11 protein-coding genes are annotated in these 14,198 nt (G+C 67.8%); 4 read left to right on the forward strand and 7 right to left on the reverse strand.

Annotated features, from left to right (window positions below):
- Positions 1–2 precede the first annotated feature (2 nt).
- Together V6R86_RS07675 and hrpB are read right to left on the reverse strand one after the other, a co-directional pair.
- On the reverse strand, positions 3–284 hold the full coding sequence (locus V6R86_RS07675; protein ID WP_338503402.1) for an NADH dehydrogenase ubiquinone Fe-S protein 4: 282 nt from the start codon (positions 282–284) through the stop codon (positions 3–5).
- Positions 285–316: 32 nt separating this feature from the next.
- Entirely contained in the window at positions 317–2,758 is a 2,442-nt protein-coding gene (gene hrpB / locus V6R86_RS07680) for an ATP-dependent helicase HrpB (RefSeq protein ID WP_338503404.1), read from the reverse strand.
- A 262-nt stretch (positions 2,759–3,020) separates the two neighbouring features.
- Between hrpB and V6R86_RS07685 the strand changes: the two genes are divergently transcribed.
- Positions 3,021–3,848 carry an aldo/keto reductase gene (locus V6R86_RS07685; protein ID WP_338503406.1) on the forward strand — a complete coding sequence of 276 codons (828 nt, stop codon included), beginning with the start codon at positions 3,021–3,023 and terminating at the stop codon, positions 3,846–3,848.
- Positions 3,849–3,926: 78 nt separating this feature from the next.
- On the opposite strand, the gene V6R86_RS07690 is transcribed toward V6R86_RS07685, so the two are convergent.
- Complete coding sequence (locus V6R86_RS07690) at positions 3,927–5,045, reverse strand: NAD(P)-dependent alcohol dehydrogenase (RefSeq protein ID WP_338503408.1); 1,119 nt, start codon at positions 5,043–5,045, stop codon at positions 3,927–3,929.
- 70 nt (positions 5,046–5,115) lie between these two features.
- Complete coding sequence (locus V6R86_RS07695) at positions 5,116–6,123, reverse strand: polyprenyl synthetase family protein (RefSeq protein ID WP_338503411.1); 1,008 nt, start codon at positions 6,121–6,123, stop codon at positions 5,116–5,118.
- 120 nt (positions 6,124–6,243) lie between these two features.
- Between V6R86_RS07695 and V6R86_RS07700 the strand changes: the two genes are divergently transcribed.
- Positions 6,244–8,238, forward strand: a complete 1,995-nt coding sequence (locus V6R86_RS07700; protein ID WP_338503413.1) for an ATP-binding protein — start codon at positions 6,244–6,246, stop codon at positions 8,236–8,238.
- Here V6R86_RS07700 and V6R86_RS07705 read toward each other — a convergent pair whose 3' ends face one another.
- The 3 genes from V6R86_RS07705 to V6R86_RS07715 form a co-directional block, all read right to left on the reverse strand.
- Positions 8,239–9,657 carry a HAMP domain-containing sensor histidine kinase gene (locus tag V6R86_RS07705; protein WP_338503415.1) on the reverse strand — a complete coding sequence of 473 codons (1,419 nt, stop codon included), beginning with the start codon at positions 9,655–9,657 and terminating at the stop codon, positions 8,239–8,241.
- A gap of 76 nt (positions 9,658–9,733) precedes the next feature.
- Complete coding sequence (locus V6R86_RS07710) at positions 9,734–10,396, reverse strand: response regulator transcription factor (protein WP_314443682.1); 663 nt, start codon at positions 10,394–10,396, stop codon at positions 9,734–9,736.
- A gap of 91 nt (positions 10,397–10,487) precedes the next feature.
- Complete coding sequence (locus tag V6R86_RS07715) at positions 10,488–10,784, reverse strand: hypothetical protein (RefSeq protein ID WP_338503419.1); 297 nt, start codon at positions 10,782–10,784, stop codon at positions 10,488–10,490.
- A gap of 144 nt (positions 10,785–10,928) precedes the next feature.
- Between V6R86_RS07715 and V6R86_RS07720 the strand changes: the two genes are divergently transcribed.
- On the forward strand, positions 10,929–12,707 hold the full coding sequence (locus V6R86_RS07720; protein ID WP_338503421.1) for an ABC-F family ATP-binding cassette domain-containing protein: 1,779 nt from the start codon (positions 10,929–10,931) through the stop codon (positions 12,705–12,707).
- The gene (locus tag V6R86_RS07725; protein ID WP_338503423.1) at positions 12,704–14,188 is read left to right on the forward strand and encodes a hypothetical protein; all 1,485 of its coding nucleotides are present in this window, start codon (positions 12,704–12,706) and stop codon (positions 14,186–14,188) included. Before V6R86_RS07720 ends, V6R86_RS07725 begins: the two co-directional genes overlap by 4 nt.
- Positions 14,189–14,198 lie beyond the last annotated feature (10 nt).

Raw genomic sequence — 14,198 nt, forward strand, 5'->3', positions numbered from 1 at the left:
GTTTAACGAAAATTGTCAGCGTAGGCTTGCAGCTTGAGTTTCACCGGCGGCGCAGGAACGACGTGATAGGCGAAGCCGTGCTTCTCGGCATAGGCGATCGCCTGTTCCTTGGTCGCGAAGGCGAGGCGCACCTGCGTGGCGGTGATCGCGTTGCCGACCCAGCCGGTCAGCGGGTCGTGCCGCTGGGCCCGGTCGTTCTCGAACTCGAGTGTCCACTTGCCGGCCTTGGCGCGGCCGCTCTGGGTGGTCTTGCGATCGGTTTCGATGATGCGGGCGGTGGGCATGGCTAGCGAGGTGGCGGAAGGCTTGTCCGAAATCAAGAGCGGGGCTTGGCCCGCAGCGTCGGGGAGGCAGCGGCGGGGTCGTCGGGCCACGGGTGGCGCGGGTAGCGGCCGCGCATTTCCTTGGCGACCTCGCGCCAGCTGCCGGCCCAAAAGGAGGGGAGGTCGCGGCTGGTCTGAATCGGCCGGCCGGCGGGCGAGGTGATGGCCAGCGTAAGGGGCACGCGGCCACCGGCGACGGTGGGATGGCTGGCAAGGCCGTACAGGGCTTGGGCGCGGACCTCGACCGTTGGGCCGCCGGGCGCTGCATAGTCGATCGGGTGGGACGAGCCGGCGGGCGAGCGGAAGTGGCTGGGCGCCAGCTTGTCGAGCCGTTGCTGGCCGTCCCAGCCGAGCAGGTTCTGAAGCGCTTGGACGAGCGCGCTGGCGGCGATGTCGGATAGCCGGCGACGGCCTTGCGTCAACGGAGTGAGCCATTCCTCGAGACGTGCCGAGAGGGCTTCGTCGGAAAGATCGGCCACGGCCGGATCGGCGGCGAAGGCGGCGCGGGCCCGGAGAGCGTCGGCCTCTTCGTTCCAGGGCAGGAGGTGAAGGCCGTGTTCGGCGACGCCTTCGACCAGCGCGGCGGCGATGGCTGCGGGATCGGGGTGCGGATCGGGGCCAGAGGCGAGCCGTATGGCGCCGAGGCGGCGGCTGCGGGTCGGAGTGACGCTGCCGGTGGCGGGGTCGAACGCGCCGTCGTGGCGGGTCTCGATGCGATCGCCGAACAGGGCGAGGACGTCGGCCTCGTAGATCGCGGCGGCGGAGAGGATGCGGGCGCCGGAGGCGGCACCGGCGACCTCGGCTACGGCCAGCCACTGGGCGGAGGCGAGCGAGGAAGCGGGGTCGAGCCGGAAACCGCGGCCGCCGACCGATTGCCAATGCTCACCCGACGCGTCGCGGCGGCGGGACAGGCGGTCGGGGAAGGCGAGCGCGATGGCTTCGGCCAGGCGGTCGGCGCGGCCAGACGGCGCTCCGGTCAGCTTGAGCCAGCGGCTGGCCAGCCCGCGGCCGCCCTCAGCGCGCTTGCCGCGATCGCTGCGCCAGCGGCGGTGGCGGAGTTCGAGGTCGGGATCGTTGCCGCCGAGACCGCGCTCGGTGAGCAGCACGGCGGCATCGGCGGCGGACTGCCCGAAGCTGCGGGTGGCGCTTTCGATCAACATGTGCGCGAGGCGGGGCTCGAGGGGCAAGCGGGCGATGGCGCGGCCGTGGTCGGTAAGGCGATCCCCGTCGAGCGCGCCGAGGGCTTCGAGACGGCGGCGGGCTTCGGCAAGGGCGGCGGCGGGGGGTGGATCGAGGAAGGGGAGGCGGGAAGGGTCCGCTTCGCCCCAGCCAAGGCACGTGAGGAGCAGGCTCGACAAGTCGGCTTCGAGGATTTCGGGCGGGTCGTGGGCGGGCAGGGCGTTGAAGGCGGCTTCTTCCCACAGACGGTAGGCGGTGCCGGGCCGCTGGCGGGCGGCGCGGCCGGCGCGCTGGGTGACGGCGGCGCGGCTGGCGCGTTCGGTGACGAGGCGGGTGAGGCCGGCGCCGCGATCATAGCGCGGACGGCGGGCGAGGCCGCTGTCGACCACCGCGGCGACATGGTCGAGGGTAACGCTGGTCTCGGCGATGGCGGTCGAGAGCACGAGCTTGCGGGTACCGGGCGCGGGGGCGGCAAGGGCGGCGCGCTGGGCGGCGGGGTCGACCTGGCCGTGGAGGCGATGGAGCACCACGTCGGCGGGCAAGCTCCCGAGCGCATCGGCGGTGCGCTTGATCTCGGCGACGCCGGGCAGGAAAGCGAGAACCGAGGCGTCGCTGTCGGCCAGCGCGCGGCGGCAGGCGGCGGCGACTTGCGGCTCGATGCGGGCGGCGGCATCGCGGCCGAGGTGCACCAGGCTCAGCGGGTGCGAGCGGCCTTCGGAGCGGATCAGCGGCGGGTCCCCGAGCAGCGCACTGAAACGCTCACCGTCGAGGGTCGCGCTCATCGCGAGGAGGCGGAGGTCGGGGCGCAGCGCTTCGGCCGCGTCGAGGGTGAGCGCGAGCGCGAGGTCGCTGTCGAGGCTGCGTTCGTGGACTTCGTCGAACAGGACCGCGGAGACGCCGGACAGTTCGGGATCGTTCTGGAGCCGCGACAGATAGACGCCGTGGGTCATGGCGATCAGGCGGGTGCCCTTGCCGGCGCGGCTGTCGAGGCGGGTCTGGTAGCCGACCGTGCTGCCGGGCTGCTCACCCAGCGAACGGGCGATGAACTCAGCCGCGGCGCGGGCGGCGAGGCGGCGGGGGACGAGCAGCAGGATCTGGCCGTCACACCACGGTCGGCCCAGCAGGGCGGGCGGGACGGCGGTGGTCTTGCCGGCACCCGGCGGCGCGACCAGCAAGGCGCGCGGTCCGGCGTCCAGGGCTGCCAGAAGGTCGGGCAGGACATGGTGAATGGGAAGCGCGCTCACCGCCGGTTCCATGCGAGGCGGTGTGACCCAGTTCAAGAGGGCGAGCGGGTCACCAAGGTCACAAAGGTCACCGGTGGCGGGGTGTTGTCGTCGATCTGTGACCTTTCATCGGTCGAGAAAAAAGCATCTGGGTGGTTTCAAAGAGCGAGGGGCATGAACCCCGGTGGTTATTCAACCAGTCCGTTTCCTACATTGCAAGGACCGGACCGGACGAGGGGTGCGACCTTGCCGGGCGGGCTGCGTTGAGAGGGCAGATCCGCATGGGAGACCGCAGTTGAAGACCGTTACGCTTTCCACCGGCGACAAAGTGCCGATGCTGGGTCAGGGCAGCTGGATGATGGGCGAACGACCCGAGCGCCGTGCGGATGAGATCGCGGCGCTGCGAGCCGGGGTCGACCTCGGCATGACGCTGATCGACACGGCTGAAATGTATGGCGACGGCGCGGCCGAGAGCCTGATCGGCGAGGCGCTGGGCGACCGGCGCAACGAACTGTTCCTCGTCAGCAAGGTGTATCCCCATAATGCTGGCCGCAGGCTCGAAGCTTCGTGCGAAGCGAGCCTCGGGCGGCTCAAGACCGACCGGCTCGACCTCTATCTGCTGCATTGGCGCGGAAACGTCCCGCTGGACGAGACGGTCGAGGGGATGGAAGCGCTGCGGCGGGCGGGCAAGATCCGATATTGGGGCGTCAGCAATCTCGATACCGACGACATGGAGGAACTGGTGGCGGCAGGCGGGTCGGCCTGCGTTACCGATCAGATCCTCTACAATCTGACGCGGCGCGGGCCGGAACAGGCGCTGATGCCGTGGCTGGCCGAGCATGACATGGCGGTGATGGCGTACAGTCCGGTCGAGCAGGGTCGGCTGCTCGACCATCCGGCGCTGGCGCGGATCGCCAGGGATATCGGCGCCAGCGAGGCGCAGGTCGCGCTGGCATGGGCGATGCGCGACGGGCGGACGATCGCCATTCCCAAGGCCGGGAGCGTGGGCCATGTCCGGGACAATCGAAAGGCGGCGGACTTGGTGCTCGACGCGGATCAGATCGCGGCGCTGGATGCGGCGTTTCCGCGACCTGATCGGGCGACCCCGTTGGAGATGCTATGATCAGCGCCCCGCGCTGTGAGTTAGTCTAGTGACCGAGGGGGGAAGCGCTGCCGTAGCGACGCTTCCCCCGGCGACGGGTCAGTCGTCGTTGTCGACTTCTTCCTGGTCGAGGCTGGCCATGTCGATGACGTAGCGGAAGCGCACGTCGCCCTTTTCGACCTTTTTCATTGCCTTGTTGACGTCCTGGATCGGGATGACCTCGATCTCGGGCGCAATGCCGTGCTGGGCGCAGAAGTCGATTACTTCCTGCGTTTCGGCGATCGAACCGATCAGCGAGCCCGCGACCGAGCGGCGGTGGAAGGCGACCTGGCTGTTGTCGACCCCGGCCATCGGTTCCAGCGCGCCGACGATCACCAGCGTCTTGTCACGCTTCAAGAGCGCGATGAACGGGTTGATGTCGTGCTTTTCGGGCACGGTCGAGATGATGAAGTCAAAGGTGCCGGGCATCGCACCCAGTTCCTCGGCCTTCTTGGCGATCTCCTTTTCGAGATTGACGTGGGTCGCGCCGAGCTTTTCGGCGTCCGCCTTCTTGTCCTCGCTGGTGGTGAAGACGGTGACCTCGGCGCCGAGCGCCTTGGCAAGCTTGACCGCCATGTGGCCGAGACCGCCGAGACCGATCACGCCGACCTTGTCGCCCGCCTTCACGCCCCAATGCTTCATCGGCGAAAAGGTGGTGACGCCCGCGCACAGGATCGGGGCGGCTTCTTCGGGCTTGAGGCCGTCGGGGATGCCGATCACGAAATCTTCGCGGCAGACGATGTTCGACGAATAGCCGCCGTAGGTGTTGTCGCGGCCATACATGTTCTCGCCCGTCGCGGCCATTTTGGCGGGGATGAACGGGCCGTTGTAGGTGGCGAGGAAGCCGTTGGGGCCTTCGCAGTATTGCTCGTCGCCTTCCTTGCAGGGCGAGCAGGACTGGCAGCTGTCGACCATGCAGCCGACGCCGACGATGTCGCCGACCTTATACTTGCCGTTCGCCGCCGCCTTGCTGATGCGGCCGACGACTTCATGGCCTGGGACGCACGGATAGACGGTGTTCGACCATTCGTTCTTCACCTGGTGGATGTCGGAATGGCAGACGCCGCAATAAAGGACGTCGATCAGGACTTCATTGTCCTTTGGATCCTCGCGCTCGAAGCGGAAGGGCTTCATGCGGCTGAAGCTGTGTTTGGCGGCGTAACCGATCGTATCGACCATGGGTGAGCTCTTCTTTGTCCAGAATTCGGGATGGAGAAAGAAGCCGCCGGGGGCCGCAAAGGTTCCTGTCTTAGTAGGCCCGGGCCACCGCAAATTCGACCGCCTGGGTCAGCGCCGCCTTGGCCTTGCCGGCCGGGAAGGGGGCAAGATTGTCGAGCGCGCGGCGGGCGTAGGTGCGGGCGCGTTCGAGCGTGTCGGCGATGGCGTTGGTGCGGTGGAAAAGGGCAATGGCGTGGGCGAGGTCGTCGTCGCCCGTCCGTTCGCCGCCGACCGCTTCGCGCCAGAAGCGGCGGTCGTCGTCGGAGCCGCGGGCGTAGGCGAGGATGATCGGCAGGGTCATCTTGCCTTCGCGGAAGTCGTCGCCGAGATCCTTGCCGCTGGTCCCCGCTTCGCTGGTGTAGTCGATCGCGTCGTCGACCAGCTGGAAAGCGATGCCGAGGTTGCGGCCGAAGCTGTTCAAGGCCTCCTCGGCTTCTTCGCCGGCTTCGGCGACCACCGGCGCGATGTGGCAGGCGGCGGCAAACAGGGCGGCGGTCTTGGCCTCGATGATCGACAGGTAGGTGTCTTCGGAGGTGCCGATCTGGCGCTGCGCGGTCAGTTGCGCGACCTCGCCCTCGGCAATCACGGCGGACGCGCGGCTTAGGATCTTCAGGACCTTGAGGCTGCCGTCCTCGACCATCAGTTCGAACGCGCGGGAGAACAGGAAATCGCCGACCAGCACGCTGGCGGGATTGCCCCAGATGACATTGGCGGTGCGCTTGCCGCGGCGGGTTTCGCTGACGTCCACCACGTCGTCGTGGAGCAGGGTCGCGGTGTGGATGAATTCGACCGCTGCGGCGAGGCTGTGATGGCGGCTGCCGGGATATTGGCACAAGGCGGCGCTGGCGCAGGTCAGCATCGGCCGCATCCGCTTGCCGCCGCCGGCGATGAGATAACCGGCAAGCTCCGGAATGAGCGGCACCTGGCTCTGCATTCGAGCAAGAATGACCTGATTTACGGCATTCATGTCGGAAGCGGTCAGGGCGACCAGCGGATCGAGGCTGGGCGCCGGGTTGAGCGGGTGGACGGAAGCGGTCATCGTGCACGGCGGGTAAGAGCCCAAGCGCGCGAGGGCAAGCATGACGGACGGATGGGCATCGGGAACCAAGCACTACGCCAAGGCTTCTAGGCCGATGAGGGTGACGGGGGCGGAACGAACTTGAGGGCCGGTCGATCGACCTGGCTGATCGTGGCGGCGGCGATGGTGCCGCTGTTGCTGTTCGTGATCTTCCAGGTCGGGTTCGCCGCGCAGGAGCAACGCCAGGAGCTCGAAGCGCGGGCGCTGAATGTCGCCGACAAATTGATCCTCGCCGCCGATGCCGAGACGGTGCGTTACGCGACGCTGCTCGATACGCTGGCGACGTCGCGCGGGGTGCGTGAGCGCGATTGGGGGCGGCTGGGAGACCGGTTCGCCGAATTGAAGGCGCTCAATCCCGATCTTCGCGGGCTGACGGTCGAGGACGCGGATGGCCGGCTGATCAGCCGCGTCGGCTTGCCCGTCGAACGGGCGACCGAAGTCGCCGAGGGTTCGCGGTCGAGCCGGCCGTTGTTCGCGGGTTATGTCCGCACCGGCGGTTGCCGCTGCCTCCTGTTCGAGCGGGCGGCCCGGACCGACGACGGCCAGCCCCTTCAGATCACCCTGCTGACCGACAGCGACCAGTTTCGTCGCCTTCTGCCGGTGACGGACGATTATGAGGTCTCGGCCCTTGTCGGTCCCAGCGCGCATTTCATCGCGCGCAGCCGCGGACAGGAGGAACGGTTCGGCTCGCTGGCTTCGCTCAACCTGCAGAAGGCGGTGGCGTCGGGCGCCGATTCCGGTTTCTATCGCGGGCGGACGCTGGAGGGGTTCGAAAGCTATACCGCGTTCGCCCGCTCGGACCGCACCGGCTGGACCGGGCATGTGGCGCTGGGCCGCAATTATATCGACAATCCGGCGCGCAAGTTCCTGGCGTCGCTGGTCGCCGCGGCGCTGTTGTCGCTGCTGCTGGCGGGATTGCTGATCGCCTTTGCGCTGCGCCAGATGAAGGAAGCGCGGCTGCTCGCCGAGCGGATGCAGCAGGCGCAGAAGATGGAGGCGCTGGGCCAACTGACGGGCGGGCTGGCGCATGATTTCAACAATCTGCTGACCCCGGTGATCGGGGTGCTCGACCAACTGAGCCGGCGCGACGGGCTGGACGAGCGCGGCCGCAAGCTGGCGACCGGCGCCCTGTCTTCGGCGCAGCGGGCGGCGAAGCTGACGCAGCAGTTGCTGGCGTTCTCGCGCCGCCAGCGGTTGACGGTGGAGCCGGTCGACGTGGCGAGCCTTGTCGGCAACGTCGCGCAACTGGTCGAACGGACGATCAGCAGCCGGCATTGCTTCACGGTCGAGGTCGAGGCGGATACCGGCTGCGTGCGGAGCGACCTGACGCAGCTCGAGCTCGCGTTGCTAAACCTTGCGATCAACGCGCGCGATGCTTCGCCCGACGGAGGCGAGATCAAGCTCCGGGTGACGCGGGAGGCGGGCAGCCTCGGCAGTGCGGGTTTCGTGCGGTTCGCAATGATCGACCGCGGCACGGGCATGGACGATGCGACCCGGCGGCGGGCGCTGGAGCCGTTCTTCACGACCAAGCCGACCGGCCGCGGAACGGGGCTCGGGCTGGCGCAGGTGTTCGGGGTGGTCGAGCAATCGGGCGGCTCGGTCGAGATCGAGAGCGCGCCGGGGGAAGGGACGACCGTACTGCTGCGTCTGCCGGCTTGTGCCGAGGGTCAGGCGATGGCGTCGCGGTCGTCGCAAGCGGAAGGTGCCACGGCGACCGATCATGCGCTGCGCCTGCTGGTCGTCGACGACGATCCCGAAGTGCGCGCCACCTTGGCGCAGATGCTGAGCGAAGCGGGGCATTCGGTCGATTCGGTGGCGAGCGGCCACAGCGCGCTGGCGGCGATCGGGACCGAGCAGTTCGATTTGGTGGTGTCCGATTATCTGATGCCCGAGATGAGCGGCGCCGAGCTGATCAGCGAAGCGCGGCAGGTGCGGCCGGACCTGCCGTTCCTGATCGTCAGCGGGTTTGCCGACAGCGACGAGCTTGCCCGCAATTGCCCGGACACGGCGCGGATCGGAAAGCCGTTCGTGGCGAGCGAGCTGCTTGCCGCCGTCGAGGATGCGGCGGCGGTTTGATCAGCCCATCGGCAGGCTGAGGCGGGCGAGGAGGCCGCCGAGGTCCTCGCTTTCTTCCAGCCTGACGGTGCCGCCGTAGATTTCCGCCACATCGCGGACGATGGCGAGGCCGAGGCCGGTGCCGGGCTTGCCGGTGGTGTCGAGCCGCTTGCCGCGGGTGAAGAGTTCGGTACGTTGTTCGGCGGGGATGCCGGGGCCGTCGTCCTCGATCAGGATGTCGACGAAGGGCGCCGATTTCTCCACCGTGACGAACACTCGGCCCGAGCCATATTTGGCGGCGTTCTCGACCAGGTTGCCGAGCATTTCATCGAGGTCCTGGCGTTCGACCCGGACCTCCGACTTCTTGTCGCCGGCAATGTCGATCGTGGTGCCTTCGTGCATGGTGGTCACCGCGCGCTGCACCGCCGTCAGGCTTTCCCACACCGGTGCGCGGGCTTGGGCCGAGGCGCGGCGGCCGATCGCGCGGGCGCGGGCGAGGTGGTGGTCGACTTGGCGGCGCATGGTGGTCGCTTCGCGGCACACGGTGTCGTGAAGCTCGGGATCACGGGCGGTGGCGGCGTTGGTGATGACGGTGAGCGGGGTTTTGAGCGCGTGGGCGAGGTTGCCGGCGTGGCGGCGGGCTTCCTCGGCTTGCTCCTCGTTATGCGCGAGGAGCTGGTTGATTTCCTGCGTCAGCGGCTGGATTTCGTCGGGGAAGTCGTCGGAAATGCGGGTCTTGGCGCCGGAGCGGATGGCGACCACTTCGTGCCGGACCCGGCGCAGCGGCCAGAGGCCGTAAAAGGTCTGCAGCGCGGCGAGCATGACGAGGCCGAGCCCGAGAACCGCGAAACTCCAGGTCAAAGTGGTGCGCAGCTCTTTCAGCTGCATGTCGAGATTTTCGCGGCTTTGCGCGACCTGGTAGCGCCATTTGACCGGGCTGCCGGGGATGATGACGTCGCGTTCGACGATGCGCAGCGGCTCGCCGCTGAACTGGTAGCTGTCGTATTTGTGGGTTTCGGTTCCGCGCACCGCGGCGGGGTCGACGGTCAGGCGGCGGTCCCACAGCGAGCGGGAAGGGTAATCTTCCACTTGCGGGGTTTTGCCGTCGGCGCCGGGCAGCGGCGTGATCTGGAAATAGCTGCCCGAATAGCTTTCGATGAAGCGCTGGTCGGCGGGCGGGCGCGAGAAGCGGATTTCGCCCACCGTGCCGATTTCCGACGAACCGATCATCGAGCGCAGCACCAGCTCGAGATTTTCGTCGAAATTGCGGACCAGGCTGTTGGTCAGCAGCCGGTCGAGCGCGAAGCCGCCGACGGCGAGGAGGATCGAGATCCATACCGCGGCGATGACGATCATGCGGCGGGTGAGAGACCCCGTGCCGCGGCGGCGGGGGGCCGGGGCACCTATGGTCGCGGCGGCGATGGGTTCCTGCTTCGTCATTGCGAGCGTAGCGAAGCAATCCAGCTGGCGGTGCCATGGATTGCTTCGCCTTTGGCTCGCAATGACGAATTGTACGTCATGCAGGCTCTTCGAGGCTGTAGCCGAGGCCGCGGATGGTGGTGATGACGTCGGGGCCGAGCTTCTTGCGGATGCGGGTCACGAACACTTCGATGGTGTTCGAGTCGCGGTCGAAGTCCTGGTCGTAGATATGCTCGATTAGTTCAGTCCGGCTGACCACCTTGCCCTTGTGGTGCATGAGGTAGCTAAGCAGCTTGTATTCCTGCGCGGTGAGCTTCACCGGCTCGCCGTCCTTGGTGACCTTGCCCGAGCGGGTGTCGAGGCGGATGTCGCCGGCGATGAGCTCGCTCGAGGCATTGCCCGACGCGCGGCGGATGAGGGCGCGGAGGCGCGCGATCAGTTCTTCGGTCTGGAACGGCTTGGCGAGATAATCGTCGGCGCCGGCGTCGAGGCCGGCGACCTTGTCCGACCAGCTGTCGCGCGCGGTCAGCACCAGCACGGGCATCCGGCGCCCTTCCTTGCGCCAGCGGTCGAGCACGGTGAGGCCGTCGACTTCGGGCAGGCCGAGGTCGAGCACCACGGCGTCATAGCTTTCGGTCTGGCCGAGATAATGTCCATCCTCGCCATCGGTGGCGAGATCGACCGCATAGCCCGCGCCTTCCAGCGTCGAACGGAGCTGGCGGCCAAGCGAGGGTTCGTCTTCGACGATCAGGACGCGCATTGATGTTTTCTCCCTTTGGGGAACCTTAACACGCGCGAAGATGAACGGTTGCTTTGGCGAAATGAAGAGGCGCGGTCCGGAACGACGCCGATCAGTCTCCGCTGCGGCCCACGATCCGGCCGGTCGCGGCATCGACGTCGATCCAGATCACCCGTCCGCCACGCATGAATTTGAGGCGATAGGTGCGCCCGTTGAATTCAGGCCCGAGATAATCGGCATTCCCCATGCCCGGCAGCACGCGCCGCTCGATCATCGGCAGCGGCATGGAGCGACCTTCGCGGGTCGCCTGGAAAGCGCGATCCTGGTCGCGCGGCCGTTCGGCCGCCGCGGGGGCGGCGGTAACGGCGGCAGCGACGGCCGCTAGCAGCAGGGTGAAACTGGTACGCATGACAAGGACGCTTCTATCACAAGGTGTTGAATAGCTTGTGAACCGTCCGGTCAGCTGTGGTTCGTGAAGAGCGGGTGGTGGCATCGCGGCCACAGCCATAGCCGAGGTGATGACGCCGCGCGATGCACCCCGTAAAGGCCGCGCATGGCTGCTCCCATTCTGTCGTTCGAAGATCTCGGCTTGGTACAAGGCGAAGGCTGGCTGTTCCGTCATCTCGACGTGCAGGTGGGGCCGCGCGACCGGCTGGCGCTGATCGGACGCAACGGGGCGGGCAAGACGACGCTGCTGAAGTGCCTGGCCGGGGTGATCGACACCGACGAGGGCAAACGATCGGTGGTGCCGGGCAAGAAGATCGTGCTGCTCGAGCAGGATCCGCCCATGGGCGGGAACGCGACGCTGGAGGATTGGGTGCTGAGCGGCGAGGGCGCGCCGCAAGCGCATGAAGCGGCGGCGATCGCCGACCAATTGGGGATCGATCTTGCCCGACCGACCGCGACGGCAAGCGGCGGCGAGCGGCGACGCGCGGCGATCGTGCGGGCGCTGGCACAGGAGCCTGACCTGCTGTTCCTCGACGAGCCGACCAACCACCTCGACCTGGCCGCGATCGACTGGCTGGAAGGGTGGCTCAACCGTTTCAACGGCGCCTTCATCGTCATCAGCCACGACCGGACCTTCCTGACCCGGCTGACCAAGAGCTGCCTGTGGCTGGATCGCGGGCAGGTGCGGCGGGCGGAGGTCGGGTTCGGCGGGTTCGAGGCGTGGACCGAGCGGGTCTATGCCGAGGAGGAACGGGCCGCTCAGAAGCTCGACGCCAAGCTGGCGATCGAATTGCACTGGCTTCAGCGCGGGGTGACCGCGCGGCGCAAGCGCAATCAGGGGCGGCTGGCGAAGCTCGGCGAAATGCGCGAGGCGCGGGCGGCGATGATCGGCGGGCCGGGGGTGTCAAAGCTCGGGCTGCAGCGCGACGACAGCAAGACCAAGACGGTGATCGACGCCGAGCATGTCACCAAGCGCTTCGGCGAGCGGGCGGTGATCAAGGACTTCACCCTGCGCATCCAGCGCGGCGACCGGATCGGGATCGTCGGCGCCAACGGGGCGGGCAAGACGACGCTGTTGAAGCTGCTGACCGGCGAACTGGCGGCGGACGAAGGCAAGGTCACGCAGGCCAAGACGCTTAACGGGATCGTGATCGATCAGCAGCGCAAGCTGATGAGCCCGGAGAAGAAGGTCCGCGACGTGCTGGCCGACGGCGGCGACTGGCTCGAGGTGCGGGGGGTTAAGAAGCACATCAAGGGCTACCTCAAGGACTTTCTGTTTTCGCCCGAAATGACCGAAGCGCCGGTGGCGTCGCTGTCGGGCGGCGAGCGGTCGCGGCTGCTGCTGGCGCGGGAATTCGCGCGGGCGTCGAACCTCCTGGTGCTGGACGAGCCGACCAACGATCTCGATCTCGAGACGCTCGACCTGCTGCAGGAAGTGATTTCGGATTATGACGGCACGGTGCTGATCGTCAGCCACGACCGCGATTTTCTCGACCGCACGGTGACGGTGACGCTGGGCCTCGACGGGTCGGGCAAGGTCGATGTGGTAGCCGGGGGCTATGAGGATTGGGCCAAACGCCGGACGCCGGTGAAGGGCGCGGCAGCGCCGAAGAAGAAGGTCGAGGAGGCGCCCAGGCCGGCCGGTCCGGCGAAGAAGCTGAGCTTCAAGGACCAGCGCGACCTCGATCGCCTGCCGGGTGAGATCGAGAAGCTGGAAGCGGGCATCGCGGCGGACGAAGCGGCGCTGGCCGATCCCGATCTTTACGTGCGCGACCCGAAGCGCTTTGCTGCGCTGATGGCGAGCATCGAGAAGAAGCGCGGCGAGAAGGAAGCGGCGGAGCTGCGTTGGCTCGAGGTCGCGGAGATGGCCGAGGGGCTGGCTTGAGCGCCAGCCGGTTCGGCCCGCTCGCCGCGGGGCTGATCGGGCTGTTGTTATGGGCAGCCGTGTTCTGGTCGGGGCCGCTGGTCAACGACGTCGCGTGGCAATTGTGGATCGGCCGGGAGATGAACCGCGGGGCGGCGCTTTACGGCGACATCCTCGAGGTTAATCCGCCCTTGTGGTTCTGGATCGGCGCGGGGATCGAGCGGATCGGCAGCGTGACGGGGCTTGCCGGGGAGCGGTGGCTGGCGCTGGCGTTCCTTGGCGTCGCGGTGGGCTCACTGCTGCTGACGCTCCAGGTGATCGAAGGGCGGCGCGGGCAATGGGCGGCGGCGCTGGCGCTGGTCGCGACGCTGTTCCTGACCAGCCCCTACGCGCATCTCCAGCGCGAGCAATTCCTGCTGATGGCGGTGCTGCCTTATGTCGCGCTGGCGGCGCGGCGCGCCGAGGGGAAGCCGGTGCCGCGTGGGTTGGCCTTTGCGGTGGGGCTGCTGGCGGCACCGGGGCTGGCACTCAAGCATCACTTCCTGATCTTTCCCGCGCTGATCGAGGGCTGGCTGATCTGGCGGCGCAGGCGGATCGACGTGCGGACGGAGCATGTCGCGCTTATCGGCGCGGCGGTCCTGTATGCGGCGGCGGTGCTAATGGTCGCGTCGAGCTATCTGGAGACCATGCTGCCGCTGCTGCGGGCGGGCTATCATGGTTACAATCCGTCGCTGTGGACCCTGCTGTTCCAGCCGGGGATCGTGGTCGCCATGTTTGCGCTGGCGGCGGCGCTGCTCGGGCGGGAGCGGCTGGGCGCGCTGGGCCACGCGGCGGCGGTGGGCACGGCGGCTTTCACGCTGGTGTTCATCGTTCAGGGCAAGAATTTTCATTACCAGGCGATCCCGGCGCTGGGTCTCGCGCTGTTGACCTTGCTGATCCTGCTGCTGGCCAAGAAGAGCGGCAGCGGGCGGCTGGTGGCGGGGGTGGGTGTGCTCGCGGCGCTGATTGTGCCGTGGAAGGCCGGGCAGGCGCGCTACGACCAGTTCTTTTTGGAAGCGGTGCGCGAGGTGCGGGCAGGCGAAGGGGTCGTCATGATCTCGCCCAGCCAGGCGCTGTCGTGGCCCGCCGTCTATGAGCGCGGGCTGCGCTGGGACGCGCGGACGATGGGCTTGTGGATGGTGTTGTCGCCGTGGGCGGCGGAGAAAGCTGGCGACCGCGATCCGCGTATGGCTGCGTTGGGGCAGGCGGTGCAGCGCGAGGTGGCGGCCGAAATCGCCTGCAAACGCCCGGCGATGGTGGTGGTGGATCGCTTCTACGACGAGGATGCCCCGGGCGGCGATGTGTTCGCCTGGTTCATGGCCGATCCGCGCTTCCGGGCGGCAATGGCGGGCTATCGCGAGATCGCACCGGTGGCGGTGCTCCGGCGCTTCGTGCCGGTGCAGGCAAATAGGGCCGCCTGCGTGCCGGGCGATCTTGTCGCCCTGACCCGCACGCGACCCTGAGTTTCAGCTA

Origin of the sequence: Sphingomonas kaistensis, from assembly GCF_036884275.1 — a bacterium.
Lineage (GTDB): Bacteria > Pseudomonadota > Alphaproteobacteria > Sphingomonadales > Sphingomonadaceae > Sphingomicrobium > Sphingomicrobium kaistense_A.

Excerpts from the sequence above, each read along its gene's own strand:
- V6R86_RS07705 (WP_338503415.1), bottom strand. The coding sequence starts at position 9,657 with ATGACGAAGCAGGAACCCATCGCCGCCGCGACCATAGGTGCCCCGGCC.
- V6R86_RS07710 (WP_314443682.1), bottom strand. The coding sequence starts at position 10,396 with ATGCGCGTCCTGATCGTCGAAGACGAACCCTCGCTTGGCCGCCAGCTC.
- hrpB (WP_338503404.1), bottom strand. The coding sequence starts at position 2,758 with ATGGAACCGGCGGTGAGCGCGCTTCCCATTCACCATGTCCTGCCCGAC.
- V6R86_RS07675 (WP_338503402.1), bottom strand. The coding sequence starts at position 284 with ATGCCCACCGCCCGCATCATCGAAACCGATCGCAAGACCACCCAGAGC.
- V6R86_RS07720 (WP_338503421.1), top strand. The coding sequence starts at position 10,929 with ATGGCTGCTCCCATTCTGTCGTTCGAAGATCTCGGCTTGGTACAAGGC.
- V6R86_RS07695 (WP_338503411.1), bottom strand. The coding sequence starts at position 6,123 with ATGACCGCTTCCGTCCACCCGCTCAACCCGGCGCCCAGCCTCGATCCG.
- V6R86_RS07715 (WP_338503419.1), bottom strand. The coding sequence starts at position 10,784 with ATGCGTACCAGTTTCACCCTGCTGCTAGCGGCCGTCGCTGCCGCCGTT.
- V6R86_RS07690 (WP_338503408.1), bottom strand. The coding sequence starts at position 5,045 with ATGGTCGATACGATCGGTTACGCCGCCAAACACAGCTTCAGCCGCATG.